Source organism: Roseomonas chloroacetimidivorans (assembly GCF_049629625.1).
Taxonomy (GTDB): Bacteria; Pseudomonadota; Alphaproteobacteria; order Acetobacterales; family Acetobacteraceae; genus Roseomonas; species Roseomonas chloroacetimidivorans.
Window position 1 is genome coordinate 121,747 of sequence record NZ_JBNBZS010000016.1, and the last position, 22,249, is coordinate 143,995.

23 protein-coding genes are annotated in these 22,249 nt (G+C 65.1%); 12 read left to right on the top strand and 11 right to left on the bottom strand.

Translation table 11 applies throughout. The annotated features are described in order from the left end of the window. Positions 1-35: 35 nt before the first annotated feature. Entirely contained in the window at positions 36-1,262 is a 1,227-nt protein-coding gene (locus ACO1BU_RS14335) for an FAD-dependent monooxygenase (protein ID WP_424136640.1), read from the top strand. Between the two features lie 7 nt (positions 1,263-1,269). On the opposite strand, the gene ACO1BU_RS14340 is transcribed toward ACO1BU_RS14335, so the two are convergent. From ACO1BU_RS14340 to ACO1BU_RS14350, 3 genes are all read right to left on the bottom strand, one after another. Then, complete coding sequence (locus ACO1BU_RS14340; protein WP_424136641.1) at positions 1,270-2,013, bottom strand: TetR family transcriptional regulator; 744 nt, start codon at positions 2,011-2,013, stop codon at positions 1,270-1,272. Then, positions 2,010-2,201 carry a hypothetical protein gene (locus ACO1BU_RS14345; RefSeq protein ID WP_424136642.1) on the bottom strand — a complete coding sequence of 64 codons (192 nt, stop codon included), beginning with the start codon at positions 2,199-2,201 and terminating at the stop codon, positions 2,010-2,012. The genes ACO1BU_RS14340 and ACO1BU_RS14345 overlap by 4 nt, the downstream gene beginning before the upstream one ends. Before the next feature lie 178 nt (positions 2,202-2,379). Then, on the bottom strand, positions 2,380-2,910 hold the full coding sequence (locus tag ACO1BU_RS14350) for an amidase family protein (RefSeq protein WP_424136643.1): 531 nt from the start codon (positions 2,908-2,910) through the stop codon (positions 2,380-2,382). Positions 2,911-3,180: 270 nt separating this feature from the next. Between ACO1BU_RS14350 and ACO1BU_RS14355 the strand changes: the two genes are divergently transcribed. From ACO1BU_RS14355 to ACO1BU_RS14380, 6 genes are read left to right on the top strand one after another with little or no spacing between them, the layout of a single operon-like run. Next, positions 3,181-4,380, top strand: a complete 1,200-nt coding sequence (locus ACO1BU_RS14355; RefSeq protein ID WP_424136644.1) for an ABC transporter substrate-binding protein — start codon at positions 3,181-3,183, stop codon at positions 4,378-4,380. A 28-nt stretch (positions 4,381-4,408) separates the two neighbouring features. Beyond that, entirely contained in the window at positions 4,409-5,290 is an 882-nt protein-coding gene (locus tag ACO1BU_RS14360) for a branched-chain amino acid ABC transporter permease (protein WP_424136645.1), read from the top strand. Between the two features lie 5 nt (positions 5,291-5,295). Next, positions 5,296-6,282, top strand: coding sequence for a branched-chain amino acid ABC transporter permease (locus ACO1BU_RS14365; RefSeq protein ID WP_424136646.1), 987 nt, complete (start codon positions 5,296-5,298; stop codon positions 6,280-6,282). A 9-nt stretch (positions 6,283-6,291) separates the two neighbouring features. After that, on the top strand, positions 6,292-7,062 hold the full coding sequence (locus ACO1BU_RS14370; RefSeq protein WP_424136647.1) for an ABC transporter ATP-binding protein: 771 nt from the start codon (positions 6,292-6,294) through the stop codon (positions 7,060-7,062). After that, a complete protein-coding gene (locus ACO1BU_RS14375; protein ID WP_424136648.1) occupies positions 7,062-7,766 on the top strand; it encodes an ABC transporter ATP-binding protein in 705 nt (234 codons plus the stop codon). The genes ACO1BU_RS14370 and ACO1BU_RS14375 overlap by 1 nt, the downstream gene beginning before the upstream one ends. Before the next feature lie 51 nt (positions 7,767-7,817). Then, positions 7,818-9,017, top strand: coding sequence for an FAD-dependent monooxygenase (locus ACO1BU_RS14380; RefSeq protein WP_424136649.1), 1,200 nt, complete (start codon positions 7,818-7,820; stop codon positions 9,015-9,017). 30 nt (positions 9,018-9,047) lie between these two features. Here ACO1BU_RS14380 and ACO1BU_RS14385 read toward each other — a convergent pair whose 3' ends face one another. After that, positions 9,048-10,514, bottom strand: a complete 1,467-nt coding sequence (locus ACO1BU_RS14385) for an aminotransferase-like domain-containing protein (RefSeq protein WP_424136650.1) — start codon at positions 10,512-10,514, stop codon at positions 9,048-9,050. A gap of 118 nt (positions 10,515-10,632) precedes the next feature. Between ACO1BU_RS14385 and ACO1BU_RS14390 the strand changes: the two genes are divergently transcribed. Genes ACO1BU_RS14390 through ACO1BU_RS14410 form a run of 5 tightly spaced genes read left to right on the top strand, consistent with a single transcriptional unit; the run spans position 10,633 to position 15,163 of the window. Then, entirely contained in the window at positions 10,633-11,907 is a 1,275-nt protein-coding gene (locus ACO1BU_RS14390; protein WP_424136651.1) for an NAD(P)/FAD-dependent oxidoreductase, read from the top strand. A gap of 37 nt (positions 11,908-11,944) precedes the next feature. Then, entirely contained in the window at positions 11,945-12,925 is a 981-nt protein-coding gene (locus tag ACO1BU_RS14395; protein ID WP_424136652.1) for a Bug family tripartite tricarboxylate transporter substrate binding protein, read from the top strand. A 41-nt stretch (positions 12,926-12,966) separates the two neighbouring features. Next, positions 12,967-14,310: an aromatic ring-hydroxylating oxygenase subunit alpha gene (locus ACO1BU_RS14400; protein WP_424136653.1), complete on the top strand. Its 1,344-nt coding sequence runs from the start codon at positions 12,967-12,969 to the stop codon at positions 14,308-14,310. Beyond that, positions 14,307-14,810 carry an aromatic-ring-hydroxylating dioxygenase subunit beta gene (locus ACO1BU_RS14405; protein WP_424136654.1) on the top strand — a complete coding sequence of 168 codons (504 nt, stop codon included), beginning with the start codon at positions 14,307-14,309 and terminating at the stop codon, positions 14,808-14,810. Before ACO1BU_RS14400 ends, ACO1BU_RS14405 begins: the two co-directional genes overlap by 4 nt. A 17-nt stretch (positions 14,811-14,827) precedes the next feature. Continuing rightward, the gene (locus ACO1BU_RS14410; RefSeq protein ID WP_424136655.1) at positions 14,828-15,163 is read left to right on the top strand and encodes a non-heme iron oxygenase ferredoxin subunit; all 336 of its coding nucleotides are present in this window, start codon (positions 14,828-14,830) and stop codon (positions 15,161-15,163) included. Between the two features lie 274 nt (positions 15,164-15,437). On the opposite strand, the gene otnC is transcribed toward ACO1BU_RS14410, so the two are convergent. The 7 genes from otnC to ltnD all read right to left on the bottom strand — a co-directional run bounded on the left by otnC (position 15,438) and on the right by ltnD (position 22,129). Beyond that, on the bottom strand, positions 15,438-16,070 hold the full coding sequence (otnC, locus tag ACO1BU_RS14415) for a 3-oxo-tetronate 4-phosphate decarboxylase (protein ID WP_424136656.1): 633 nt from the start codon (positions 16,068-16,070) through the stop codon (positions 15,438-15,440). An 86-nt stretch (positions 16,071-16,156) separates the two neighbouring features. Then, on the bottom strand, positions 16,157-17,728 hold the full coding sequence (locus tag ACO1BU_RS14420; protein WP_424136657.1) for a GntP family permease: 1,572 nt from the start codon (positions 17,726-17,728) through the stop codon (positions 16,157-16,159). Continuing rightward, on the bottom strand, positions 17,623-18,582 hold the full coding sequence (gene denD / locus ACO1BU_RS14425) for a D-erythronate dehydrogenase (RefSeq protein WP_424136658.1): 960 nt from the start codon (positions 18,580-18,582) through the stop codon (positions 17,623-17,625). The genes ACO1BU_RS14420 and denD overlap by 106 nt, the downstream gene beginning before the upstream one ends. A 13-nt stretch (positions 18,583-18,595) precedes the next feature. Next, positions 18,596-19,372, bottom strand: a complete 777-nt coding sequence (locus ACO1BU_RS14430) for a DeoR family transcriptional regulator (RefSeq protein WP_424136659.1) — start codon at positions 19,370-19,372, stop codon at positions 18,596-18,598. 8 nt (positions 19,373-19,380) lie between these two features. Next, on the bottom strand, positions 19,381-20,160 hold the full coding sequence (otnI, locus tag ACO1BU_RS14435; RefSeq protein WP_424136660.1) for a 2-oxo-tetronate isomerase: 780 nt from the start codon (positions 20,158-20,160) through the stop codon (positions 19,381-19,383). Positions 20,161-20,183: 23 nt separating this feature from the next. Continuing rightward, positions 20,184-21,437, bottom strand: coding sequence for a 3-oxo-tetronate kinase (otnK, locus tag ACO1BU_RS14440; RefSeq protein ID WP_424136661.1), 1,254 nt, complete (start codon positions 21,435-21,437; stop codon positions 20,184-20,186). 2 nt (positions 21,438-21,439) lie between these two features. Then, complete coding sequence (gene ltnD, locus ACO1BU_RS14445; protein WP_481133219.1) at positions 21,440-22,129, bottom strand: L-threonate dehydrogenase; 690 nt, start codon at positions 22,127-22,129, stop codon at positions 21,440-21,442. Positions 22,130-22,249: the final 120 nt, after the last annotated feature.

Consider the following 22,249-nt stretch of genomic DNA (forward strand, 5'->3'; position numbering starts at 1 on the left):
CTTAACTTTCTGAGAAGGCTTGAATCGGAACTCCCATGCAGCGTCAACTTCGTGTCGGCATTATTGGCGGGGGCATTGGCGGGCTGGCGCTCGCCGAAGCCCTGCGGCAGCGCGGGACCGAGGTGCGGCTCTTCGAGCGCGCCCCAGCCTTCGGGGAGGTCGGGGCCGGCATTCAGATGACCCCCAACGCCGTCAAGGTCATGCGCGCGCTCGGCTTGTTCGAGAAGCTTCAGGCCGTCAGCTTCTTGCCGCAGAACATCATCGGCCGGAACTGGCGCAGCGGACGGGTGATGTGGCGCACACCCTTAGCCGAGGACTGCCCGCGGCTCTACGGGGCGCCCTTCTTCCATGTCCACCGGGCCGACCTGCACCGCATCCTGGCGGAGCAGGTTCCACATGGTACGGCCAAGCTCGCCAGCCCCTGCACCGCTATCCGCCAGTCGGGCAAGACGGCGACGGCTATCTTCGCCGATGGAAGCGAGTTCGAGGCTGACGTCATCGTCGGAGCGGATGGCATCCACTCCGTCGTGCGCCGGGAGATCTTCGGCGACGAGCCGCCCCGCTATACCGGCCATATGTGCTGGCGCGCGGTGGTGCCTTTCGAGAAGCAGCCGCTGGACTTCGTAAGCCCGGACAGCTCCTTCTGGCTTGGCCCGAATGGTCACGTGGTGACCTACTACGTTTCTGGCGGCCGTGCCGTGAACATCGTCGCCGTGCTGGAGCATGAGGACTGGGTCGAGGAGTCTTGGACCACCCCGAGCACACGGGAGGAGCTGATGGCCGGATATGCCGGCTGGCATCCGAACCTGCAAAAGCTCTTCTCCAACGTCACTGAGACTTTCAAATGGGGCCTCTTCGACCGCGACCCTATGCCGGCCTGGACTCAGGGGCGTGTCACCCTGCTCGGCGACGCGGCCCATCCCATGCTGCCCTTTCTCTCCCAGGGTGCTGCCATGGCGATCGAGGACGGCTATGTGCTCGCCCGCAGCTTGGCCGAGGAGGCCACGCCCGAGGCCGGGCTGGCCCGCTATGAGGCCCGCCGTCGTCCCCGCACCAGCCGCGTGCAACTGGAGGCACGCGAGCGCGGCAAGACCTATCACCTCTCCTCCCGCCTCGCGCAGATCCGCCGCGACGTGAAGTACTTCATCCGCAGTGTCATTAACCCGCAGACAACTGGCCTCGGCGCCAACTGGGTCTATGAGTATGACGCGACGGCGAGGAGCCTGGAGCCGCAAGCTCAGCCGCAGTCCCAGGCGGCCTAAGGCCGCCTCAGCTCCGCACGAGGCGCGGCGCCACCCGCGCCTTCGGAGCCGGAGCCTTGCGCGTCGCCCGGCTGGGCGGCGTGACGGCCTCGAAGCCACCGGTCAGGAAGGCGACTGTCTCCGCCATGAGGTCCGCCGAGTCAGCATCGGTACCCGCCTCGTCCGAGAGCTCGTTCAGCCGGTTGGTGTCGGATACTGCGTAGAGATAGGCGCCGACCATGAGGACAAAGCGCATATAGGCCTGGGTCTCGGTCAGGTGCGGCACGCACCGGCGGAACTCCTGCACATAGGCGTGGGTCGAGCGGTCGTAGCTGTCCCTTCGGAGCCGGAGTGCGGCGCGGCTCGTTTCGATGTTGAGCCGAGCCTGCAGCCGGATGAACGCTCGTCCGCCTGGGGAGGTGCGCAAGGCCATGATGCCGGCGATGAAGGCCTCGATCAGCTCCGGCAGGGTGGGTGGTGTTCCTCGGGCCTGCAGTGCCTCAAGACGCAGAAGCCGGTCCTGGCCAATCAGGTCCGCGCGCCGGCGATAGGCCTCCTCAAACAGGCCCTGCTTGGACCGGAAGTAGTAGTTAACCAAAGCCTGCGTGGCGCCCGCCTCGCCGGCAATGTCACGCAGGGATGCACCATCAAAGCCCAGATTGCCGAATTTTCGTTCAGCGGCGTCGAGGATGCGCTCCCGAAGGTCGCTCGTTCCCTCGGGGCGCCCGGGCCCAACTCTCCGCCGCGGTGCCCGCTTCTTCGGCTCGGTCACGCCGCACCCCGCGGGTCGGCCGGGGTGATAGCGGCCCCAGGCGCCTCTATTGCCTCGCCCGTGGCGAGAGGGACGTCCTCCCGGTGGCGGGCGGCCACGAGTCGCAGGCCGACCAGTGTGCGGCCATTCCGCCCCGTCATCACCGTCAGCCAGGGCAGGCCGAGTAAGGGCAAGCGGCCCTGGGTCATCTGTGCTTCCACCCGCGGAACGTCCTTAAGGTCCAGCCGATCCGCAAAGGGCAGCTCCGCGGAAGCCGGCAGCAGAACCAGAAGCCACTCGGCCAGGTATCCCTGCCACCGACGGATCAGCGTCGCACGCCGGAACGACGCCGGCTGAAGGCCAGCTAGATCAGGAGTTGGCGAGAGGTCAACCACCGTGCGGAAAACAGGTGGGCGGCGCCACTTCGTCCACCACCCGGCCGGCGTGGCGCAGCTGGGCGGCCGCGTCCTGGAGCACCTCAGTAATCCCCGGCTTGGCAGGCAACCCCTCCAGCGCAATGCGGATGGTGGTGCGCCTGGGTGTGGGAAGACACTGTCCAGGGGCGTAAGCACCCCACCAGAAGTCGGGCCAGTCCGGCTTTGCCATGGCAGCCAGGCCAAGTACGGCACGTTGCAGACTGGCAGCAACCGGGCTGTCCTCCGAGGCGACGAGGTCCCTCTGAAGGCGCAGGCCATTCGTTGTGTCGAAGCCGCGCTGATCCAGATTGATCTTGGTGGTGACCGGCACGCCGGCAAGAGGGCAAGGATCCTTGCCGGGCGCCAGGGTGGCACAGACAGCTTCGGCCAGGACCTTCTCCGAGCGATGGTCAACCACCGCGTCCAAAGCTGGATTGACAGCGTGGAGACGAGACGGCCCATCGCCTGCGGCTTCTAGGGCAGAGACTTCGCGCCGACGCACGACTGTGGCGATTGCAGTGGCAGAGAGGCGCCAAAGATCTATCGGCTGGGTTCCTGCAGGAAGAAGAGGCGATATCAGGAACAGCGAGCGCGTCGAACGCAAGCCACTCGGCCCGACCCGCCGGAATGTGGAAGATCGCGCGCGCGGCGCAATCTGCGCTTGACCGGTCGGAGCCAATGTCAATTAATTGGCCGACCAAATACTGAACACCGCCATAGTGGCATCCGGTTTGCTTTAGGGCGAGATGATACCGCCCTCCAGGCGAGGAGGATGTCGGGAATCGTCATCCAGCGGTTCGTCGCGTTTCGGACGCAAGGAGAATTGGGAATGTTGGATCTTCGCCGTCTTCTCGCCGGAGTCCTCCTGCTCGGTGTCACGGCCGGTGCTGCACTCGCACAGCCGCAGCCTGTGCGTGTGGGCGTCATTGAGCCGCAGACAGGCCCGGTCGCCTTCGACGGCACCAGCGTGATCCGAGGTGCCCGCTTGGCTGCTGACGAGATTAACCGCGCCGGCGGTGTGCTGGGCCGTCCACTTGAGCTGGTGATCGCCGACGGCGCATGCCGCCCTGCCGATTCCGTCGCAGCCGCCGAACGCCTGATCACCGCCGAGAAGGTGTCTGTACTGATGGGCGCCTTCTGTAGTGGTGCGACGCAGGCCGTGATGCCGATCGCCGATCGCAACCGCGTGCCACTGGTCACCGGCGTATCCTCCCTCCCCGCTCTGACCGAGGCGGGAAACCGCTGGTTCTTCCGCAATGCCGAGACGGACGCGATGATCGCCACCGCCTTCGCGCGTGGGCTGGTCGAGGAGACGAAGGCCAAGACGGTGGCTTTCCTGGCCGTGAACGACGATTGGGGCCGCGGCACTGTCTCTTCGTTCCGTAGCGTCTTCGACAAGCTGAACGTAAAGACCTCGCTTTCCGAATTTTTCGATCACCACGCCAGCGACTTCTATACTCCCCTCACCCGCATCCGCAGCGCGCGGCCTGACCTGGTGATCGTCGTCGCCGAGACCCAGGCCGCCGCGACCCTTGTGAAGCAGGCGCGCGAGCTGCGCCTACCGTCCAAAATCTTCGGCGTCGGCGCCTGGACCACCCCGACTTTCCTAAATCTGGTTGGTCCCGCCGCAAACGGCCTTCTGGCCGGTGTTGCCTATACGGCCAATGCGCCCGGTGAGCGTAACGCCGCCTTCGTGCGCGACTACCGAGCCATGCACAATGAGGATCCCGGCAAGTACTCGGCGTCCGGCTACACCACCATGAACATTATCGCTCAGGCCATCCAACGTGCCGGCTCCACCGACGCTGCAGCAGTCCAGGCGGCGTTGGAGCAGACTGATTATACCGGACCGACCGGTAATCTACGTTTCGACGGCAAGCATCAGATCTACGGCCTGCAACTCTATGTGGTCGAAATCGAGAGCGGAAAGCCGGAGGTGCGCGGCACCGCGCAGCTCGAGCGCAACGACTGACTGCGATTAACGAGAAAGGGAAAGGCCCATGCTGCTCAGCGACCTCCTGCAATTCGCGCTGAACGGCGTGGTGACAGGGTGCTTCTACGCCCTGACGGCCCTGGGCCTTTCCCTCGTCTTCGGTCTCATGAACATCGTGAACTTCGCCCATGGGGCGCTCTTCGTGCTCGGCGGCATGCTGGCCAGCGTAGCGACGGAACGCCTCGGCCTGCCCCTTTGGGCCGCCATTCCCGCAGTGCTGGTGATTATGTGGGGCGTGGGCGTGGCGATTGAGGCCGGACTCCTCGCCCGCATGCGCGACGCCCACATCCTGCCCGTGACCCTTGTCACGATCGGTCTGTCGGTCTTTCTCGTAAATACCATGCTGATGGTGTTCGGCACGGAGCCAAAGAACGTTCAGACCGGGCTCGAGGGGCCGCCAATTTTTCTGGGCGACGTCATCATCTCCCAGTCCCGCATCCTCGCCATTGGCGTTTCGGTTGTGGCCATTGTCGCGACCTGGCTGTTGATCTCCCACACCCGCGCCGGCAGGGCCATGCGGGCGGTCTTCCAGCAGCCTGAGGCAGCGGCGCTGGCCGGCATCCCCATAGCGCGCGTCCACCGCTTCACCTTTGCCCTGGGCACCACGCTGGCCGGACTGGCCGGGATCCTGCTCGGGGCCGTTTTCGTGGTTGACCCCAGTCGAGCGGAGCCCGCGGCGGTGAAGGCCTTCGTCGTCATCATTCTTGGCGGCATCGGCAGCCTGCCAGGCGCGGTACTCGGCGGCATTCTGCTCGGTCTGGCTGAAAGCCTCTGGGGCGGCTTCGTCTCCACCGGTTACATGGATGCGGTTGGGTTCGTGCTTGTCATCGCCATCCTCCTCTTCCGCCCGAGCGGACTGCTCGGTGCCCCGGCAGCGCGCGAGGGTTGATAGCCATGACCGAGAACCGGATCGTCCTCCTCCTACTCGCGCTCGCTGCGGTCATGCCTTCCCTGGTCGGTGACCAGTACGTGCTGCACCTGCTGATAATGACCTTCTTCTACGCCATGCTTTCGACCAGCCTGAACCTGATCGTCGGCTATGTCGGCGAGCTGTCACTGGGTCATGCTGCCTTTCTCGGGCTGGGCGCCTACACCTCGGCCGTGCTGTCCACCGAGGCCGGACTCCCCTTCTATCTCTGCTTGCTCGCTGCCGGAATCGTAGCTGGCCTTGCAGCCCTGGCCATCGGCGCGGTCACGCTGCGCCTGGAGGGCCACTTCTTCGTACTCATCTCCCTCGCCTTCGCCGAGGTGCTGCGTTACGTCGTGATGAACTCGGTCGACCTGCTACGCGGGCCGCTGGGCTACCCGAATATCCCGGCACCGCAGCTTTCCTTTGGCGGCACGGTTCTGGCCGACTTCAGTTCCAAAGCTCATTTTTACTACCTTGGCCTAGGGCTGCTGGCCGTCACGCTTTACGCCGCATGGCGATTTGCCCGCTCCAGCTTCGGTCTTGGCGCTCTGGCTGTGCGCGAGAACCGGCGCTTGGCCCGCGCGGTCGGCGTCGATCCCTTCCGCCACGCCCTGGTCGCCTTCGTCGCAGGTGGTGTTTTGGCGGGGGTCGCGGGCTCCTTCTATGCCCATTACCTTACCTTCGTCGGGCCGGAGGTGCTGGGCTTCGGCTTTACCCTTTCGGCCCTGATGATGGTGGTGATCGGCGGCCGCGGTACGCTGCTCGGGCCGGTGCTCGGAGCTGCTGTGGTCGGAATCACACTGGAGCTTCTGCGCTCGGTGAACGAAGCGCGGCTGAGCATCTTCGGCATTCTGCTCGTCCTAGCCGTACTGTTCCTCCCGGACGGCCTCGTCAGCCTACGTTGGCGCCGGCAGTCCAAGCTGGCCGAGGAAACCGCTTCGGGCGCCCTCGACTCCCCTCTACGCTCCTGAGGCACCGCCATGCTTGAGATCAAAGGCATTTCCAAGCGCTATGGCGGCCTGCAGGCCGTAAGAAATGTCGACTTGCGCGTCGACAGAGGCGAAATCGTGAGCCTTATCGGCCCGAATGGCGCGGGCAAGACGACACTGTTCAACCTCGTCACCGGCTTCGCCCGCCCGGATAGTGGCCATGTCCGGTTGGAAGGCGAGGAGATTACCGGACTAAGGCCTGAAGCCATCGCGCGCCACGGCATGGTTCGCAGCTTCCAGATCACCAATGTCTTCGCGAACCTACCTGCGGTCGAGAATCTGCGGCTGGCCAGCTACCTGCATATGCGCAGTAATCTGGTCAGCGATGTTTTCGGCCTGCGTGCTGCGCGGCAACGGGCCGAGCAGACTATGGAGGTAGCCCGCGGCATTCTCGACCTGCTGGGGCTGACACGCTTCAGCAGCACTCCGGCGAAGCGCCTGGCCTATGGCCAGCTCCGACTGCTGGAGATTGCTATCGCCCTCTGCGTCCGCCCACGTCTGCTGCTGCTGGACGAACCGGCGGCTGGCCTTAACAGCCGGGAGGGTGAGAAGCTGACGGAGCTGCTGCGCCGTCTGCGGGACGAGCTTGGCTTGACCATCCTGCTCGTGGAGCATGACATGGACCTCGTCATGTCTGTCTCCGACCGTGTCGTGGTGCTGAATTTCGGCGAGAAGATTGCCGAAGGTACGCCAGCGCAGGTGAAGGAGAATCCGCAGGTGGTCGAAGCCTATCTCGGCACGCCCTTCGAGGAGGCGGCCTGATGCTCGAACTCGAGGCTGTGCGAAGCGGCTACGGAGCCGTCAATATCCTTCAGGGTGTGTCGTTGAGGGTGCGGGAGAGCGAGGTCGTCGCGCTGCTCGGGCCGAACGGCGCCGGCAAGACCACCACCCTTCGCACCATCTCCGCGCTGCTACGTCCCAAGGCCGGCAGCATCACATTCCAGGGCCAGGAGATCGCGCGTGAGCGGCCGGACAATGTGGTCCGCCATGGGATTGCCCACTGCCCGGAGGAACGCAAGGTGTGGCCGCGCATGACAGTGGCCGAGAACCTGGAGCTGGGCGCCTATACGGTTTCGGACCGCGCTGTGGTCCGGGACCGGATGGAGGAGGTCTTCAGCAGCTTCCCCGTCTTACGGGAACGCCGCACGGAGTATGCCGGCCGCCTCAGTGGAGGGCAGCAGCAGATGCTGGCCGTTGGCCGCGCACTGATGTCCGCGCCCAAGCTGCTGTTGCTCGACGAACCGTCGCTGGGTCTCAGCCCCGTTCTGATGCAGCAGGTTGCGACGATTATCCGCACCGTTCATGCCCGCGGCGTGTCGGTGCTGCTGGTCGAGCAGAATATCAGTCTCGCCCTCAACCTGGCCTCTCGCGCTTATGTCCTGTCCTCTGGTCGGGTCGTGGCTGACAGCCCGACCAAGGCGCTGCGGGCCGATAAGGCGCTGCTTCAGGCCTATCTCGGGGGCTAAGCGCCCCCTCCTCGTTCGTGGTGGCCCGCTGGGCACCGGGAAGGAAGTCGCATGCCCCGACCAGCCAAGGTTGTCGTCATTGGAGCCGGAATCGGCGGACTCGCCGCTGCATGCGCCCTGCGCCGGGCCGGTGCCGAGGTATCAATTTACGAACAAGCCCCTGCCATTGGCGAGGTCGGCGCCGGCATTCAGATCACACCCAATGGCGTGAAAGCCCTTCGCGGTCTGGGGTTAGAGGAGGAGATCCTGAAGGTCGGCTTTCGACCGCAGGCGATCATCGGCCTGGACGGGCTGACGGGCCGGGAGACATTCCGTACGCCGCTGACCGACAGCCCTCGCATGTACGGCGCTCCTTATCTTCAGACCCACCGCGCCGAGTTGCACGAAGTCCTGTGGAGGGGTGCCGGCGTTGTGCCGATCCATCTGGGCATGCGCTGCGCTGGAGCCCGGACGGAGGGCGCGAGTGCCATTGCCCGCTTCGCAGACGGTACGGAGGTCGAGGCCGATCTGATCGTCGGCGCGGACGGTATCCACTCGGCCGTACGCCGTTCCGTTTTCAGCGATGAACCAGCCCGCTACACTGGAACGATGTGCTGGCGCGGCATTGTGCCCTTTGACGCGCCGGATTTCGAGCTCGTCGCGCCGGCGACCTCCGCCTGGTTCGGCCCGCACGGCCATGTGGTGACGTATTGGATCCGTGGTGGACGCGGCGTGAACATTGTCGCCGTGCACGAAACAAAGACCTGGCAGGACGAGAGCTGGAGCGCGCGCTCCACGCGTGAGGAGATGCTGGCCGCCTATCCCGGCTGGCATCCACGCCTCCTGAAGCTGCTCGGCATGTCCCAGGATATCTTCAAGTGGGGCCTTTTTGACCGCGATCCGATGAGAAGCTGGAGCGCCGGGCGCGTAACTTTGCTCGGTGACGCGGCGCATGCCATGCTACCCTTTCTCTCCCAAGGTGCCGCCATGTCATTGGAGGACGGCTATGTCCTCGGCCGTCTTGTGGGACACGGTGGTGCCGACGGCGTTCTGGCTGCCCTGGCGGCCTATGAGCGGGAGCGGCTTCCCCGCACCAGCCGTGTCCTGCTGCGTGCGCGCGAGCAGGGACGGAAAAATCATCTGACCTCACCGATGGCGCGGCTCTGGCGCGATGCGGTCTACTTTGCCAAGGGACTGCTCAACCCGCAGAAGACGGGCCTTGGCGGAGACTGGCTCTACGAGCACGACGTGACCACGATGCAAAGCACGTGAAGTCCTGACCGGTCCGCGAGGGCAGTACCTTCAGGGATCGCGAGAGCCGAGCGGCACATACGGCACACCGATCCGCCGGGAATCTTCCGACAGGATCTCCGCAACCATCCGAAACTGCTCTAAGCGTTCTGTATTCCAGGCGAAGGACAGGTTTAGCCCGACAAAGCTGTCGAAGGAACGGGTGACTGAGAACATCGGGCCGGGTGCGAGCGAAATACCCATCCGCAGCGCGCGGCGTGATGCCGCCAACGCATCGAAGTCCCGTGGACCGCGTACCCAACACATGAACCCCCCGGACGGGCGCGACGCAGCACAGCCCGTGGGGAAAAGCTGTGCGACGAGTTCCAGGCCCTGCCGCATGCGCGCGGCCAGCGTGGCCCTCAGAGCCTTCAGTCGCCGGTCGTGGCTCCGTTGCTGGATGTACTCCGCCACCGCCCGCTGCCGCATGCCGTCACCGGAGACCATGCCATTGAGGAACTGGTGCTCCACCAGCCTCCGGCGGTACCGCCCACCCAGTACCCAGCCGAGCCCATAGCCTGGTGCAAGTGTGCTGGCGAAGCTCCCGAATTGTAGCACCATGTCCTCGGGGTCGAAGCGTTTAAGGGAGGGCGTCACCTCCTCCCGGTGGCTCAGCTCGCCATAGAGATCGCACTCAACGATAGGCACCCCGTGGCGCGTCGCCGCGGCGACGATCCGGCGCATCACCTCCTCCGAGTAGGTAATGCCGGTCGGATGGTGATGGACCGGCATCATGAGCCCGATCCGGACCTGGTTGGTGCGGAGGAGATGCTCAAACTGGTCCGGATCAACGCCATGGCGAGGATGCGAGTAGATCTCCAGCGCCCTCAAACGCCGCCGCTGCAAGGCGGCGAGAAGCGGGAAGAAGGAGGGGCTCTCCACCAGCACCACGTCGCCCGGCTCGGTCAGCACGTCCAGGCAGAGATTGAGGCCGGCCATGCCGTCCCCGGTGACCACGACCTCCTCGGGGCTGACCACCACGCCACGCCGTGCTACCCGCCGGGCGATCGCCTCGCGCAGCAATGGATCCCCCTCCGGCCCGCCAGCGTCTCCGGCCCGCCCGACCGTCTGCCGGAGGACGCGAGCGAGCTGCCGGTGCAGTCCCACCCGGTCAAAGAGGTCGGGACTTGGTAGCGCCGCACCGAAGGCGCCCTGCCCGTCGCGCTGCCAGGGGGCTGCAACCCGGAAGGCGAGTTCGTCCACACTCACTGGACGCCCTTCGGCGGGGAGCCCAAGCCCCGGGTCGTCCGTAAACTCCGCGGGACTGCGCCGTGGCTGGGCCACGAAGAAGCCGGATCGCGGGTGGGACCGGATCTCTCCCGCGCTCTCCAGTAGCCCGTAGGCGTGCTGCACAGTGATGGCACTGCAGCCCATGCGTGCAGCCATCATCCGGATTGAGGGCATTCGGTCGCCGGTGCGCAGCGCGCCGGCCTCGACCTGCCGCCGCACGAGATCCATCACCGCCTCGTAGCGCCGCATCCCCCTTCCCTCCTGCCCAGCTCGGCATCTGTGCTGATTAAAATTTCCGGGATCTGATACTACCTGTACAGAGCTGGACGTGGTGACTCCCTGGCCCAGGGGAGAGGACGCCGGCACGATGATCACCGATGCGCCGCCAAGCCTGCGAAGCGGGGATGCGCCCCGGCGCCATGTCATCGTCGGCGCCGGCCTCGCGGGCCATCGCGCCGCCCTGGAACTGCGCCGCCTGGAGCCCGACGCCTCCATAACCCTGCTCGGCGAGGAGCTGGGACTGCCCTATGACCGGCCTCCCCTCTCCAAGGACCTCCTGCTTGGCCGCACGGGACCGGAGGCGCTTTGCCTGCCGGGCACCGGGGAATACGCCTCCCTCCATATCCGACACCGTCCTGGGGAGCGCGCAGTGGCGGTCGACCGCGCCAGGCGCTGCGTTGCCACAGCAAGGGGCGAAGAACTGCCCTACGACCGCCTGCTGCTCGCGACGGGCTCTCGCCCTTTGGCCCTGCCAACGGAGCCAGGGGCCCCCGTCCATCTACTGCGTGGGCTGGAGGACGCGGCACGGCTGCGGGCCGGGTTGACGAATGGCCGGCATGTAGCCGTGGTCGGCGGCGGCTTTATTGGCCTGGAAGTCGCGGCTGCCGCGCATGCGCTCGGCTGCCGCGTTACTGTGATCGAAGCCGCACCGCGCCTTCTCGCGCGCGGTATGCCGGAGGCGCTCAGCCACTGGGTGGCCGCACTGCACAAGAATGAAGGCGTGTCGCTTCGCCTGGGTGCCCCCGTGGGGGAGATCAAGGCAGCGCCGGGCGGTGGAGCAGTGCTGGAACTGGCCGGTGAACCGCTCCGGGCTGACACCGTGGTCGTTGGCATCGGTATTCGGCCGAACATGGAACTGGCTGAGACCGCCGGCCTTGCGGTCGGTGACGGCATTCTGGTCGACGAGGCCTGCCGCACCGACGACCCCGCGATCTTCGCCGCCGGTGAGGTGACCTGCCACCCCATATACGGCCAGGGCGGGCTTCGCCGTCGGGTCGAATCCTGGAAGACAGCCTCCGAGCAGCCCCTGGCTGCGGCGCGTGCCATGTGCGGGTTGCCGACAGTATATGAGGAGCTACCCTGGCTCTGGTCCGACCAGTTCGGCCACAATATTCAATCCATTGGCCTGCCCGACATGGGCGTGGAAACAGTCGCGCGCGGCGATCTTGCTTCAAATCGCTGGACCTTGATCTCGGTCGACGCGGCAGGCTGTCCGGTTGGAGCCGTCGCTGTGAACAACGGTCGTGACATCGCGATGCTCCGCAAGGTCATCCGCGCGCGACAGCCGGTGCCTGGTGCGCTGCTGGCCGACCCATCGGCCCGGTTGCCAGCGGCAGCGGCGCCGGCCCGAGCCGCTGGCTGACGACGTGCAACGAGATACATGAAACGGGGAGGAACAAATGACGAGGAACTGGACCAGGCGGGCGGCTTTGCTGGCCCCGGCCATGGCGTCACTGTGCATCACCGCTGCCCATGCAACTGATGCCGCCTTCCCAACGCGCCCGGTGCGCATCATTGTCCCTTTCGCGGCAGGCGGCCCCACGGACGTGATCGTCCGCATTATCGCAGAGGCGCTCTCGGCGCGCTGGAAACAGCCGGTGGTCGTGGAGAACCGCGGGGGTGGGGGCACGATCGTGGGCACAAATGCGCTCGCCCAAGCGCCGGCCGATGGCTACACGATTGGCGTCGCCACCAATTCCTTCGCCATCAACCCGGCCGTGCGCCAGCGCCTGCCCTATGATACGGCGCGTGCCTTCACGGCGGTGGGCATGCTGGTCACCTCTCCCTTCGTCCTCGTGACCTCGCCAGACTTCCCGCCGCGGAATCTTGCGGAACTGATCACCACCGCGAAGGAGGCGAGCAGCCCGCTGACCTTTGCCTCCCCGGGGCCGGGAACGGGCGGGCAGATGGCGGGCGAGTTGCTGAAGCAGAAGGCAGGCATCGCCATGGAGCACGTGCCCTATAATGGTAGCGCGCCGGCGCTGACCGACGTGCTGGCCGGACGCGTGCCCCTCATGTTCGACCTGTGGAGCTCGGTACGGCCCTATGTCGAGGCCGGGCGGCTGAAGCTGCTGGCCGTGGCCGCCGACAAGCCACTGTCGGACGCGCCCCAGGTTCCAACGATCGCCGCCAGTTATCCAGGCTTTTCCGTCACTGCCTTCCAGGCGATGGTGGCTCCAGCGGGCACGCCACCCGATGCGGTGGCACGTATCTCGGCCGACCTTCGGGACGTCGTCGCCTCCGAGCGCTTCGGCGCACAGGTGCGTCCGCTGGGTGTGGAGCCCTCCCGTTCCTCAGCACCCGAGCTGGACGCCTTTCTCAAGGGCGAGCTGACGAAATGGCAGGAGGTTGCGCGCGCCGCGAACCTCTCGCTCGACTGACCCGCATGCCCACCGTCCACCACGACCCGGAGCATCCCGCCATGAGCGACCGATCCAGGAGCCCCGCCGAGCTGGTCGAGGACCGCCCGGAGAAGGGCATTTTCCGCGTACACCGCGATGTCTTCCGCGATCCTGCCGTCTTCCAACTGGAGATGGAGCGCATCTTCGAGGGCACTTGGGTCTTCGTCGGCCTCGAAAACCAGGTCGCGCGGCCGAACGACTTCGTCACCACCCATATTGGCCGCCAGCCCGTGCTACTGACGCGGGACTCCGACGGGCAGCTGCACTGCTTGCTCAACTCCTGCCGCCACCGCGGCGCGGTGGTCTGCCCCTTCCGCAAAGGACGGCAGAAGTTCCATGTCTGCCGCTATCATGGCTGGGCCTATGACAGCGCCGGCCGGAACACGCTCGTCACTGACCGGGAGGAGGGCCAATATCCCGAGGCCTTTGACCAGGAGAGCCACGACCTCATCCGCGTACCGCGCTTCGGCAACTACCGCGGGCTGCTTTTCGCCAGCCTGTCGCCCGATGTGCCCTCCCTGGAGGAACATCTCGGTGAAGCCCGGGCCATGCTGGACCTGGTGCTCGACCAGAGCTCCACCGGCTGGGAATTTGTCCCAGGCCCGGTGAACTATACCTACGACGCCAACTGGAAGCTCCAGCTTGAGAATGGGCTGGACTTCTATCACTTCGGGTCGACCCATAGCTCCTATGTGGACGTGCTGCAGAAGCGGGCGAAGCGCAACCCGCCCGCGGTGCACCCGCCGCCCGAGACGGATCCGGAAGCCCAGGGCAGCTTCAGTTTCGCGAACGGTCACTCCGTCATGTGGTCCATCCGCAATCCACCGCGCGGCTTGCGTCCTCTGGCCTTCGATAAGGTGCGGCTGGCCGAGGTGCGCGAACGCGTGGGCGAGGCGCGGACGAAGTGGATGCTGCGCCAGCGCAATCTGACGATCTTCCCGAACTTGCAGATCATCGACATCGTTTCCCTGCAGCTCCGCACATGGCGCCCGCTGGCGCCAGACCGGACGGAGATGTCCTCGCACTGCCTCGCACCAATCGGGGAGGATGCTGAAGCGCGACGCCTGCGGATCCGGCAATATGAGGATTTCTTCAATCCTACTGGCCTGGCCACCTCGGACGACAACGTGATGTACGAGTACTGCCAGTCCGGCTATGCGGCCGACACCGACGGCTGGACACAAGGCTACGCGCGCGGCCTCGGCCGTGCCGGGAATACGCCGTCGCTTGCCGCCGAAATCGGCGTGACGCCTGCGGCAGAAGCGGTCGGCTCGCTCGGCTTCGGAGACGAAACGTGCTTCCACGCATGCTATCGCGAATGGCGGCGGCTGCTGTCGCGCGGCGAGGTGAGGGCTGCGGAATGATCGACACGGCCGCTGCGGCGATCTGCGCCGACCTCCTCTACCGCGAAGGCCTATATCTCGATCGGCAGGATTGGGACGCCTGGCTCGCCCTCTATACCGAGGATGCCGTGTTCTGGATCCCAGCCTGGACCGACGAGCACCGCACGACGAGCGATCCTGACCGCGAGATCTCCCTGATATACCATCCGTCGCGCATTGGCCTGGAAGAGCGGATTATGAGGATCCGCACGCGCAAGTCGGTGACAGCTATGCCACTGCCGCGTACGGTCCACATGGTGTGCAACATCCTGCCGATGCAGGTGGCAGAAACCATGATCGAGGCAACATCCAGCTGGACGGTGCATGACTTCGACCCACGGGTCTCCAGGCAGCATATGTATTTCGGGCGCTACGAGCACAGCTTCCGGCGGGAAGATGACGGTACGTGGCGGATCGCGCGCAAGAAGGTGCTGCTGACCAACGACATGATTCCGACGGCGCTGGACTTCTACAGCGTGTGATGATGGAGAGAGGCTGAATGTCCGACGAAGCCGGTTCATGGCACGCTGCGGCGGCCGCCGACGAGGTAGCAGAGGGTGAGATCCTCGCTCTCCGGGTCCAGGACCGCCAGATCGCCCTCTACAATGTGGGTGGGCAGTTCTTTGCGACTGACAATGTCTGCACCCATGCCTATGCTTTGCTGTCGGACGGCTGGCTCGACGGCACGGTAGTGGAGTGCCCGCTCCATGGCGGGCAGTTCGACGTGAGGACAGGAGAGGCTCTTAGCAGCCCCGTTGAGCGCGGCCTCTGCACCTTTCCCACACGTGTTGTCGACGGTCGGGTCGAGGTACTCATCGGCCCCTCCGTTGCCTGAACATCCCGGACATCGTGGCCCGGCGGAAGCAGGCCAAGCTCTCCCAGGGCCGGCTGGTCTCGCTGCGATTGGTCTTTGAGGAATCGGAGCCGCCCAAGCTCTTCAGGCCGTCAGATATGCCCGCCTGTCTTGAAGCAGCACCTCTGAAAACCGTCATTCCCGGCCAGTCTGATCCGACTGCCTGGGCCGTGTACCCCGCCAAATTGCACCATCGGAGGCGAAGACTGGCCCTGGCTAGAGGAACCACCTCCCGGCTCTGCGCCGATTTCTCCGCTCAGCCGAAGGTATGGAGCAAATCTTCCACCTGCTCCGGCTTCAGCTCCCGCGCCTTCTGCCCGCGCAACAGCAGCGCCAGCTTGGCCGCCTCCTCCAGCTCCTCCGCCGCATAGACCGCATCGATGAGCGACTTGCCGCAAACCACAGGGCCGTGATTAGCCAGCAGCACGGCACGTGCCTCCTTCGCCGCCTCATGGATGTCCTGCTCCATCGCGGCGTCACCAGGGCGGTAGTAGCGGATTATCGGCAGCTTCCGGCCGATACGCATCACAAAATAGGGGGTCAGTGGCGGGATCGGCTGCGCATCTCCCGGCCCGGCTAGGCAGCCGATGGCGGTGGCATATGTGGAGTGCAGATGCACGACCGCCCCCGCCTCCGGTCGCGCGGTCAGCACCGCACGATGCATGAAGACTTCCTTGGAGGGCTTGTCACCGCCGATATGGTTCCAGGCCAGGTCAAGCTTGCTGATCCGCTCGGCCCTCAACCGGCCAAGTGAGGAATTGGTGGGCGTCATCAGGTACCCGTCCGGCAGGCGGACGCTGATGTTGCCTGCGCTGCCGACTGAATAGCCCCTCGCGAAGAGGCTAGCGCCGAGTTCGACGAGGAGGTCGCGCAGTTCCGACTCGGTCATAGGTTCATTCCGTTCAGAGAGGATCGGGGGCCGAGGAGTAGAACTCGAAGTGCTTGGGGCGCCGCACCGCGGCGCCCCGCATCAGATCACCCGAAGATGGCGTTAGCCACCAGCAGCGTGACCAGGCAGGTCGCCCATCCGATGGTGCTCGGGATGGACCAGGTCAGCATTTGATGCTTCGCGCTCTTCACGCCGAGGATGCGATTGATGACCCAGAAGTAGCTGTCATTGAAGTAGCCGAAGACCATTGAACCGATAGAGGCCGCCTGCGCCGCAAAGACCAGATTCACGTCCGGGATCTGCGCCAGGATGGGCGCCGAGATCGACGCGCCGGTGATCATGGCCACGGTGCCGCTACCCTGAATCAGACGCACGAGCGTAGCGATGACGAAAGGAATCAGCACGGCCGGCAGCGGCAAGGTCGCCACCCACTGGCCGATATATGTGCCCGTTCCGCTGTCGCGCAGCACTGCACCCAGCGCTCCGCCCGCGCCGGTCACCAGCATGATGATACCGGCGGCCTCGATGCCTTTCTCCAGCTCCGCCGTCGTGTCATGCCGGCTAAGCTTTCCGGCCAGCCCGTACACAGCAATGACGACCCCAAGGCCCACGGCGATCACAGGATTGCCGATAAAGGCACAGATCTGCACCAGCGGATGGGCGGCCAGCGCCTTGTCGCCACTTGCCGCGACGAAGCCGGCCACCACGGTATTGATAAAGATCAGCAGAATCGGGACCACGATCGGCAGCATGGAGAGCCACAGCGGCGGCAGCTCCTTCTCGCGCACGGCCGCGTCCTGTTTGAACTCTTCGAACGCACCGGAGCCGGACAGCGCTTCGCCGGTGTCCTGCACGATCATCGCCTCGATCCTCGGACCCATGGCGCGGGCATAGAGGATTATGGTGAAGGTTGCCGGCAGCGTCAGCACCACGCCCCAGAAGATCATCAGGCCGATATCGACATTGAAGATGCCAGCGGCGCCCAGCGGACCTGGTGTCGGCGGCACGGCGTGGTGGGTCAGCATAAGGCCGCCAGCCAGCGCCATGCCCAAGGTCAGGACGGAGCGACCGGTATTGCGCGCCAGCGCCCGCACCAGCGGGTTGAGGATGACGAAGGCGCTGTCGCAGAAGATCGGGATCGAGACGATGTAGCCTGTGGCCATCATCGCCCATTCCTCCTTCTTCTCTCCCAGCCAACGGACCAGCGTTATGGCCAGCTTCTCCGCGGCGCCGGAGATTTCCAGGATACGGCCCATCATCACGCCGAAGCCGATAACCAGGCCGATGGTCGAGAGAGTGCTGCCAAAGCCGGTGGTAATGGAGCGCACCACGGCATCCGGCGCCATGCCCGCGGAAAGACCAGCAATGGAGGCGGCAATCACCAGCGCCACGATGGCGTGGATCTTAGTGCGCAGCACCAGGAAAATCAGCAGTACGATACCGATAACGAGGCCAACAATCGCCCCTGGGCCGACCGCGCTCGCGGCAGCATTCATTGGAGTCTCCCGTAGTATATGAGGTCCGCCGGACCCTACGCCCGGCGGCAAAAAAATCAGCGGACGAATTCGTCCTTGTACTGACGCACCACGGAATCGAAATCGCCGTCGCGCGTAAAGCCGAGCGCCAGCGGACGGCTGACATCGAATTCGCCGGGCCAAGAACAGACGATGTCGATCACGCGCTGTTCCAGTTCATGGCTAACCAGAGCACGAGGACCAGTGCCACCGACCCGCTCCAGGCTGGCCAGCATCTGGGCAACAGTTACACAAATCCCCGGCAGGTTCAGGGTGCGCCAATGGCCGATGCGCGCGCCATCCACGGCAAGGGCATGGACAAGGTTAGCCACCGCCGCATCGGGCGAGGAAAGCCACATCCGCGTCTCGAGTGGCACCGGGCAGTTGGCCGGAATTCCCGCCAGGGGCTCGCGGATGATGCCACTGGCGAAGGAGGAAGCGGCAGAATTCGGCTTGCCCGGGCGCACTACAATGGTCGGTAGGCGACAGACGCGGCCATCGATGAAGCCCTTACGGGAATAATCGTTGACCAGGAACTCTCCGATCGCCTTCTGCGCGCCATAGGTGGAGGCGGGCTGTAGGGCCATGGTTTCCGGCACCACCTCCGGCATCTCGCCACCGAAGACGGCCAGGGAACTGGTAAAGACGAAGCGCGGTGCGCGGCCGGTCGCGCGGGCCGCCTCCAGCAGCGCGCGAGTGCCATCGACGTTGACCCGCATGGCCAAGTCGAAATCCTGCTCCGACCCGCCGCTCAGTACGGCTGCCAGATGATAGACGCCGACCGTATCAGCGCCGATGACACGGCGAGCGAATTCCGGATCGGCAATGTCGCCGGTCACCGAGGTGACACGCGAGTCCTGTACCGGGCAGGAGGCGAGGTCGACCGAGACGATGCCGTCGAAGGAGGGTACGCCGTCCTTACCGCCGCCCTGCGCCAGCAATGCGCGGATCACCCGGCTTCCCAGGAAGCCGGCGCCGCCGGTGACGATGATCTTCATTCGGAACTGCCCCTTATGAGCCGATGTCCGGCGTGGCGATATGCAAGGTGATCCCCCGCTGGCCAATGGCCGCGCGGACGCTTTCCGGCAGGCCGGAATCGGTGACGATGGCTGACAGCGCCTCGAGCGGTACGGCATTGAAGGTGCCAATGCGGCCGTACTTGCTGCTGTCAGTGACAAGAATACTGCGGGTCGCGCTTTGCGCGACGGCACGCTTGACCGCCACCTTGTTCTCCGAGGGCGTGGAGACGCCGCGCAGCCCGAAGGAGGAGGTCGAGATGAAAGCAACGTCAAAATTGAAGCGGCGGATTGCCTCGGCGGCCGGATCGCCGACGCAGGACTGGTTCTCTCGTTCGACCGCGCCGCCGGTGTGATAGAGGCGGCAGCGTCCCTCCCGCGTCAGGAGGGCGGTGATGACGAAATCATTGGTAACCACCGCAATATCATCTCGCCCGGCCAGTCCGCGCGCGATCTCCAAGGTGGTGGTGCCAGCGTCGAGATAGATGGCAGCGCCAGACGGAATCAGCTCGAGCGCCAGCCGCCCAATGGCTGCCTTCTCCGCATGCGCCATGGCCGCCTTGCTGAGATGCGAAGGCTCGAAGGAGATGCGTTGTGGCAGCGAGATGCCGCCCGCCACAGACATGACACGCCCCTCGCGCTCAAGCTGCTGGATGTCCCGCCGCACCGTCATGTGCGAGACGCCGAGCAACTCGGTGAGTTCGGTGATGCTCAGCACCCCACGGCCGGAGAGCCGAGCGACGATCAGGTTCTGCCGCTCGGCAGGAATCATGGATGGCCTCAGCGCGCCTTGTACGGCGCAAACCAGCCGAGGCCGGCCGTGGTCTCACCGCGAGGGTTGTACTCGCAGCCGATCCACCCCTGATAGCCGACGCGGTCCAGCACTGCGTAGAGATGTGGGTAGTTCAGCTCGCCCTCGTCCGGCTCGTGCCGGTCCGGCACCGAGGCGATCTGCACATGTGCGAACTTGCCCGTCATCTTCTCGATCAGCTTGGTCAGATCGCCGTCCATGATCTGCGCGTGATAGAGGTCGAGCTGGACCGAGACGTTCGGCCGACCGATACGCTCCACCAAGGCCACCGCTTCAAGCTGATGTGCGATGAAGTAGCCGGGCATATTGCGGCTGTTGATCGGCTCTACCAGCAGGGTGATTCCCTCAGGGGCCAGAGCATCGGCGGCGAAGCGGAAATTCTCGACGAAGGTGGTCTCGCAGGCGGCACGGTCCATCCCGTCGGTAATGCCAGACATTGCGTGAAGCGTCTTGCATCCGAGCGCCTTCGCGTAGCGCAGCGCCACAGCGACGTTCTCGCGAAACTCCTGCTCGCGGCCGGGAATGGCGGCCATGCCGCGCTCACCGGCCGCCCAGTCGCCGGGTGGCATGTTGAATAGCGCCTGGACCAGACCTGCGTCCTTCAGGCGGGAAGCCACGACTTCCGGCGGATGCTCGTAAGGAAAGAGGAACTCTACGGCACCAAAGCCAGCCTTCGCCGCCGCAGCAAAGCGGTCGAGGAAGGCTAGCTCGGTGAACATCATCGACAGGTTGGCAGCGAAACGCGGCATATGCTCGATCTCCTTTCCGATGCTCAGGCGGCTAGATCCTGCGCTTGGAAGAAGAAGCGCTCCTGCCCGAAATTGCCGGATTTCAGAGCCAACGACAGCGGCTTTCCAACAGCGCGGACCCAGGGAACACCGGGCGCAATCTGCGGCCCGATATGGAAGCCGGTGATCCCGAGGGACTGCGTGACGACGCCCGAGGTCTCCCCACCCGCAACAATAAACTGGTCGAAGCCAGCGGCCTCCAGCCGTTGCGCCAACGCGCCAAAGGTGCGCTCCACTGCCTCGCTCGCCTCCGCCGCGCCAAACCGGGCCTGCAGCTCCTTCAGCTTTGCTGGCTCCGTGGTGGCATAGACCAGCGGTGCCGGCCCATCAGCCGGCTGCGCCTGCGCCCAGGCGGCCAGTTCCTCCGCATATCCGGGCTCAGAGAGGCAGCGCTCCACCGAAACGGCCAGGGCGGGGGCCGCTCCGCGATAAGCGGCCACCTGGGCATTGGTCATTTGCGAACAGGAGCCGGATAGGATGACGGCCCTGCCCTTCGCCGGACGCCCCTCGGCGGCCGCAGCCGCAGCGTCGCCGTCCATGCTCCATGCGCGAGCCATGCCATCCGCCAGCCCGGACCCGCCGGTGACCAGCTTCATGTCCGCCACCGCCTGACCCATCACCACGAGATGCGCATCGTGTAACGCGTCCAGCACGGCATAGCGGCAGCCCTCGGCCTTCAGTCGGGCCAGCGCGGCGCGGACGGCGTCAGGCCCCTGGTCCATGACGCTGCTGGGCACATTGCCGCTCTTGCCCTGCGACTGCGCGTCCATCAGTCGCATTAGGTTGCTGTCAGTCATTGGCGTGACGGGGTGATGGCGCATGCCGGATTCTTCTAGCAGTACGCCATTCACGAAAAGATAACCGTTGTAGATGGTGCGTCCGTTCACAGGTAGCACCGGGCAGATCACCGTAAAGTCCTCGCCGAGGGCAGCGAGTAGTGCATCCGTCACAGGCCCGATATTGCCGCGCGGTGTGCTGTCAAAGGTAGAGCAGTACTTGAAGAAGAACTGCGGACAGCCATGCGCACGCAGCCACTCTAGCGACGCCAGGCTTTGCGAGATGGCTTCGTCCACCGGGCAGGACCGTGTCTTCAGGCTGATGACGACGGCATCCACCTCGACCTGCAGATCGGCCGGCGGCACGCCGTTGAGCTGCACGGTGCGCAATCCGTTGGCCACCAGGAAGCCGGCGATATCAGTTGCGCCGGTAAAATCGTCTGCGATGACGCCAAGGCGCATTTCTAAGTCCTCTTCACGCCAGGCAGCGCGATCCCGGCGAATGTCTTAATCACCGCCGCATCGTCTTCCCGCCCAAAGCCGGCGTTGCTAGCATTCGCGAACATGGTGTAGGCGGTGCTGGCCAGCGGTAGCGGAAAATTGAGTGACAGCGCCGTCTCAGTTACCAGTCGCAGATCTTTTACAAAGATGTCGACCGCTGAATGCGGCGTGTAGTCGCCATCCACCACATGCTTCATGCGGTTCTCGAACATCCAGCTATTACCGGCGGCGTTGGTGACGACTTGATACATGGTGTCCAAGGGAATGCCGGCGCGCGCTGCCAGCGCCATTGCTTCGGCCCCCGCCGCGATATGCACGCCAGCCAGCAGCTGATGGATGATCTTAACGGTGGCGCCGAGACCGATCTCCTCACCTATTACGTAAACTTTGCCGGCCACCGCATCGAGCACCGGCCGCAGCCGATCGAAGGCAGCACGCGGTCCTGCAGCCATGACCGTCATCTCGCCAGCCGCAGCCTTGGCGGCACCACCCGATACCGGAGCATCCAGCACCAGAAGGCCCATCGAAGCCAAGTCGGCCGCGATGGAGCGGGAGTCCGCAGCTGAGATGGTCGCGGAGATCATCACCCCTGTGCCGGGCCGTAGCTTCGCTGCTAACCCCGAAGAGCCAAAGAGTACGTCACGACGAGCTATGCGGGAATTTGGGTGACGCGGTGATCAGGCGGCGTTCTGTGCTGGCGTGTTGGTGACCTCGACGCCGTTCTTGAATGTGACGCCCTGGATGAGCTTGGGCAACTGGTTCTCGCCCTTCAG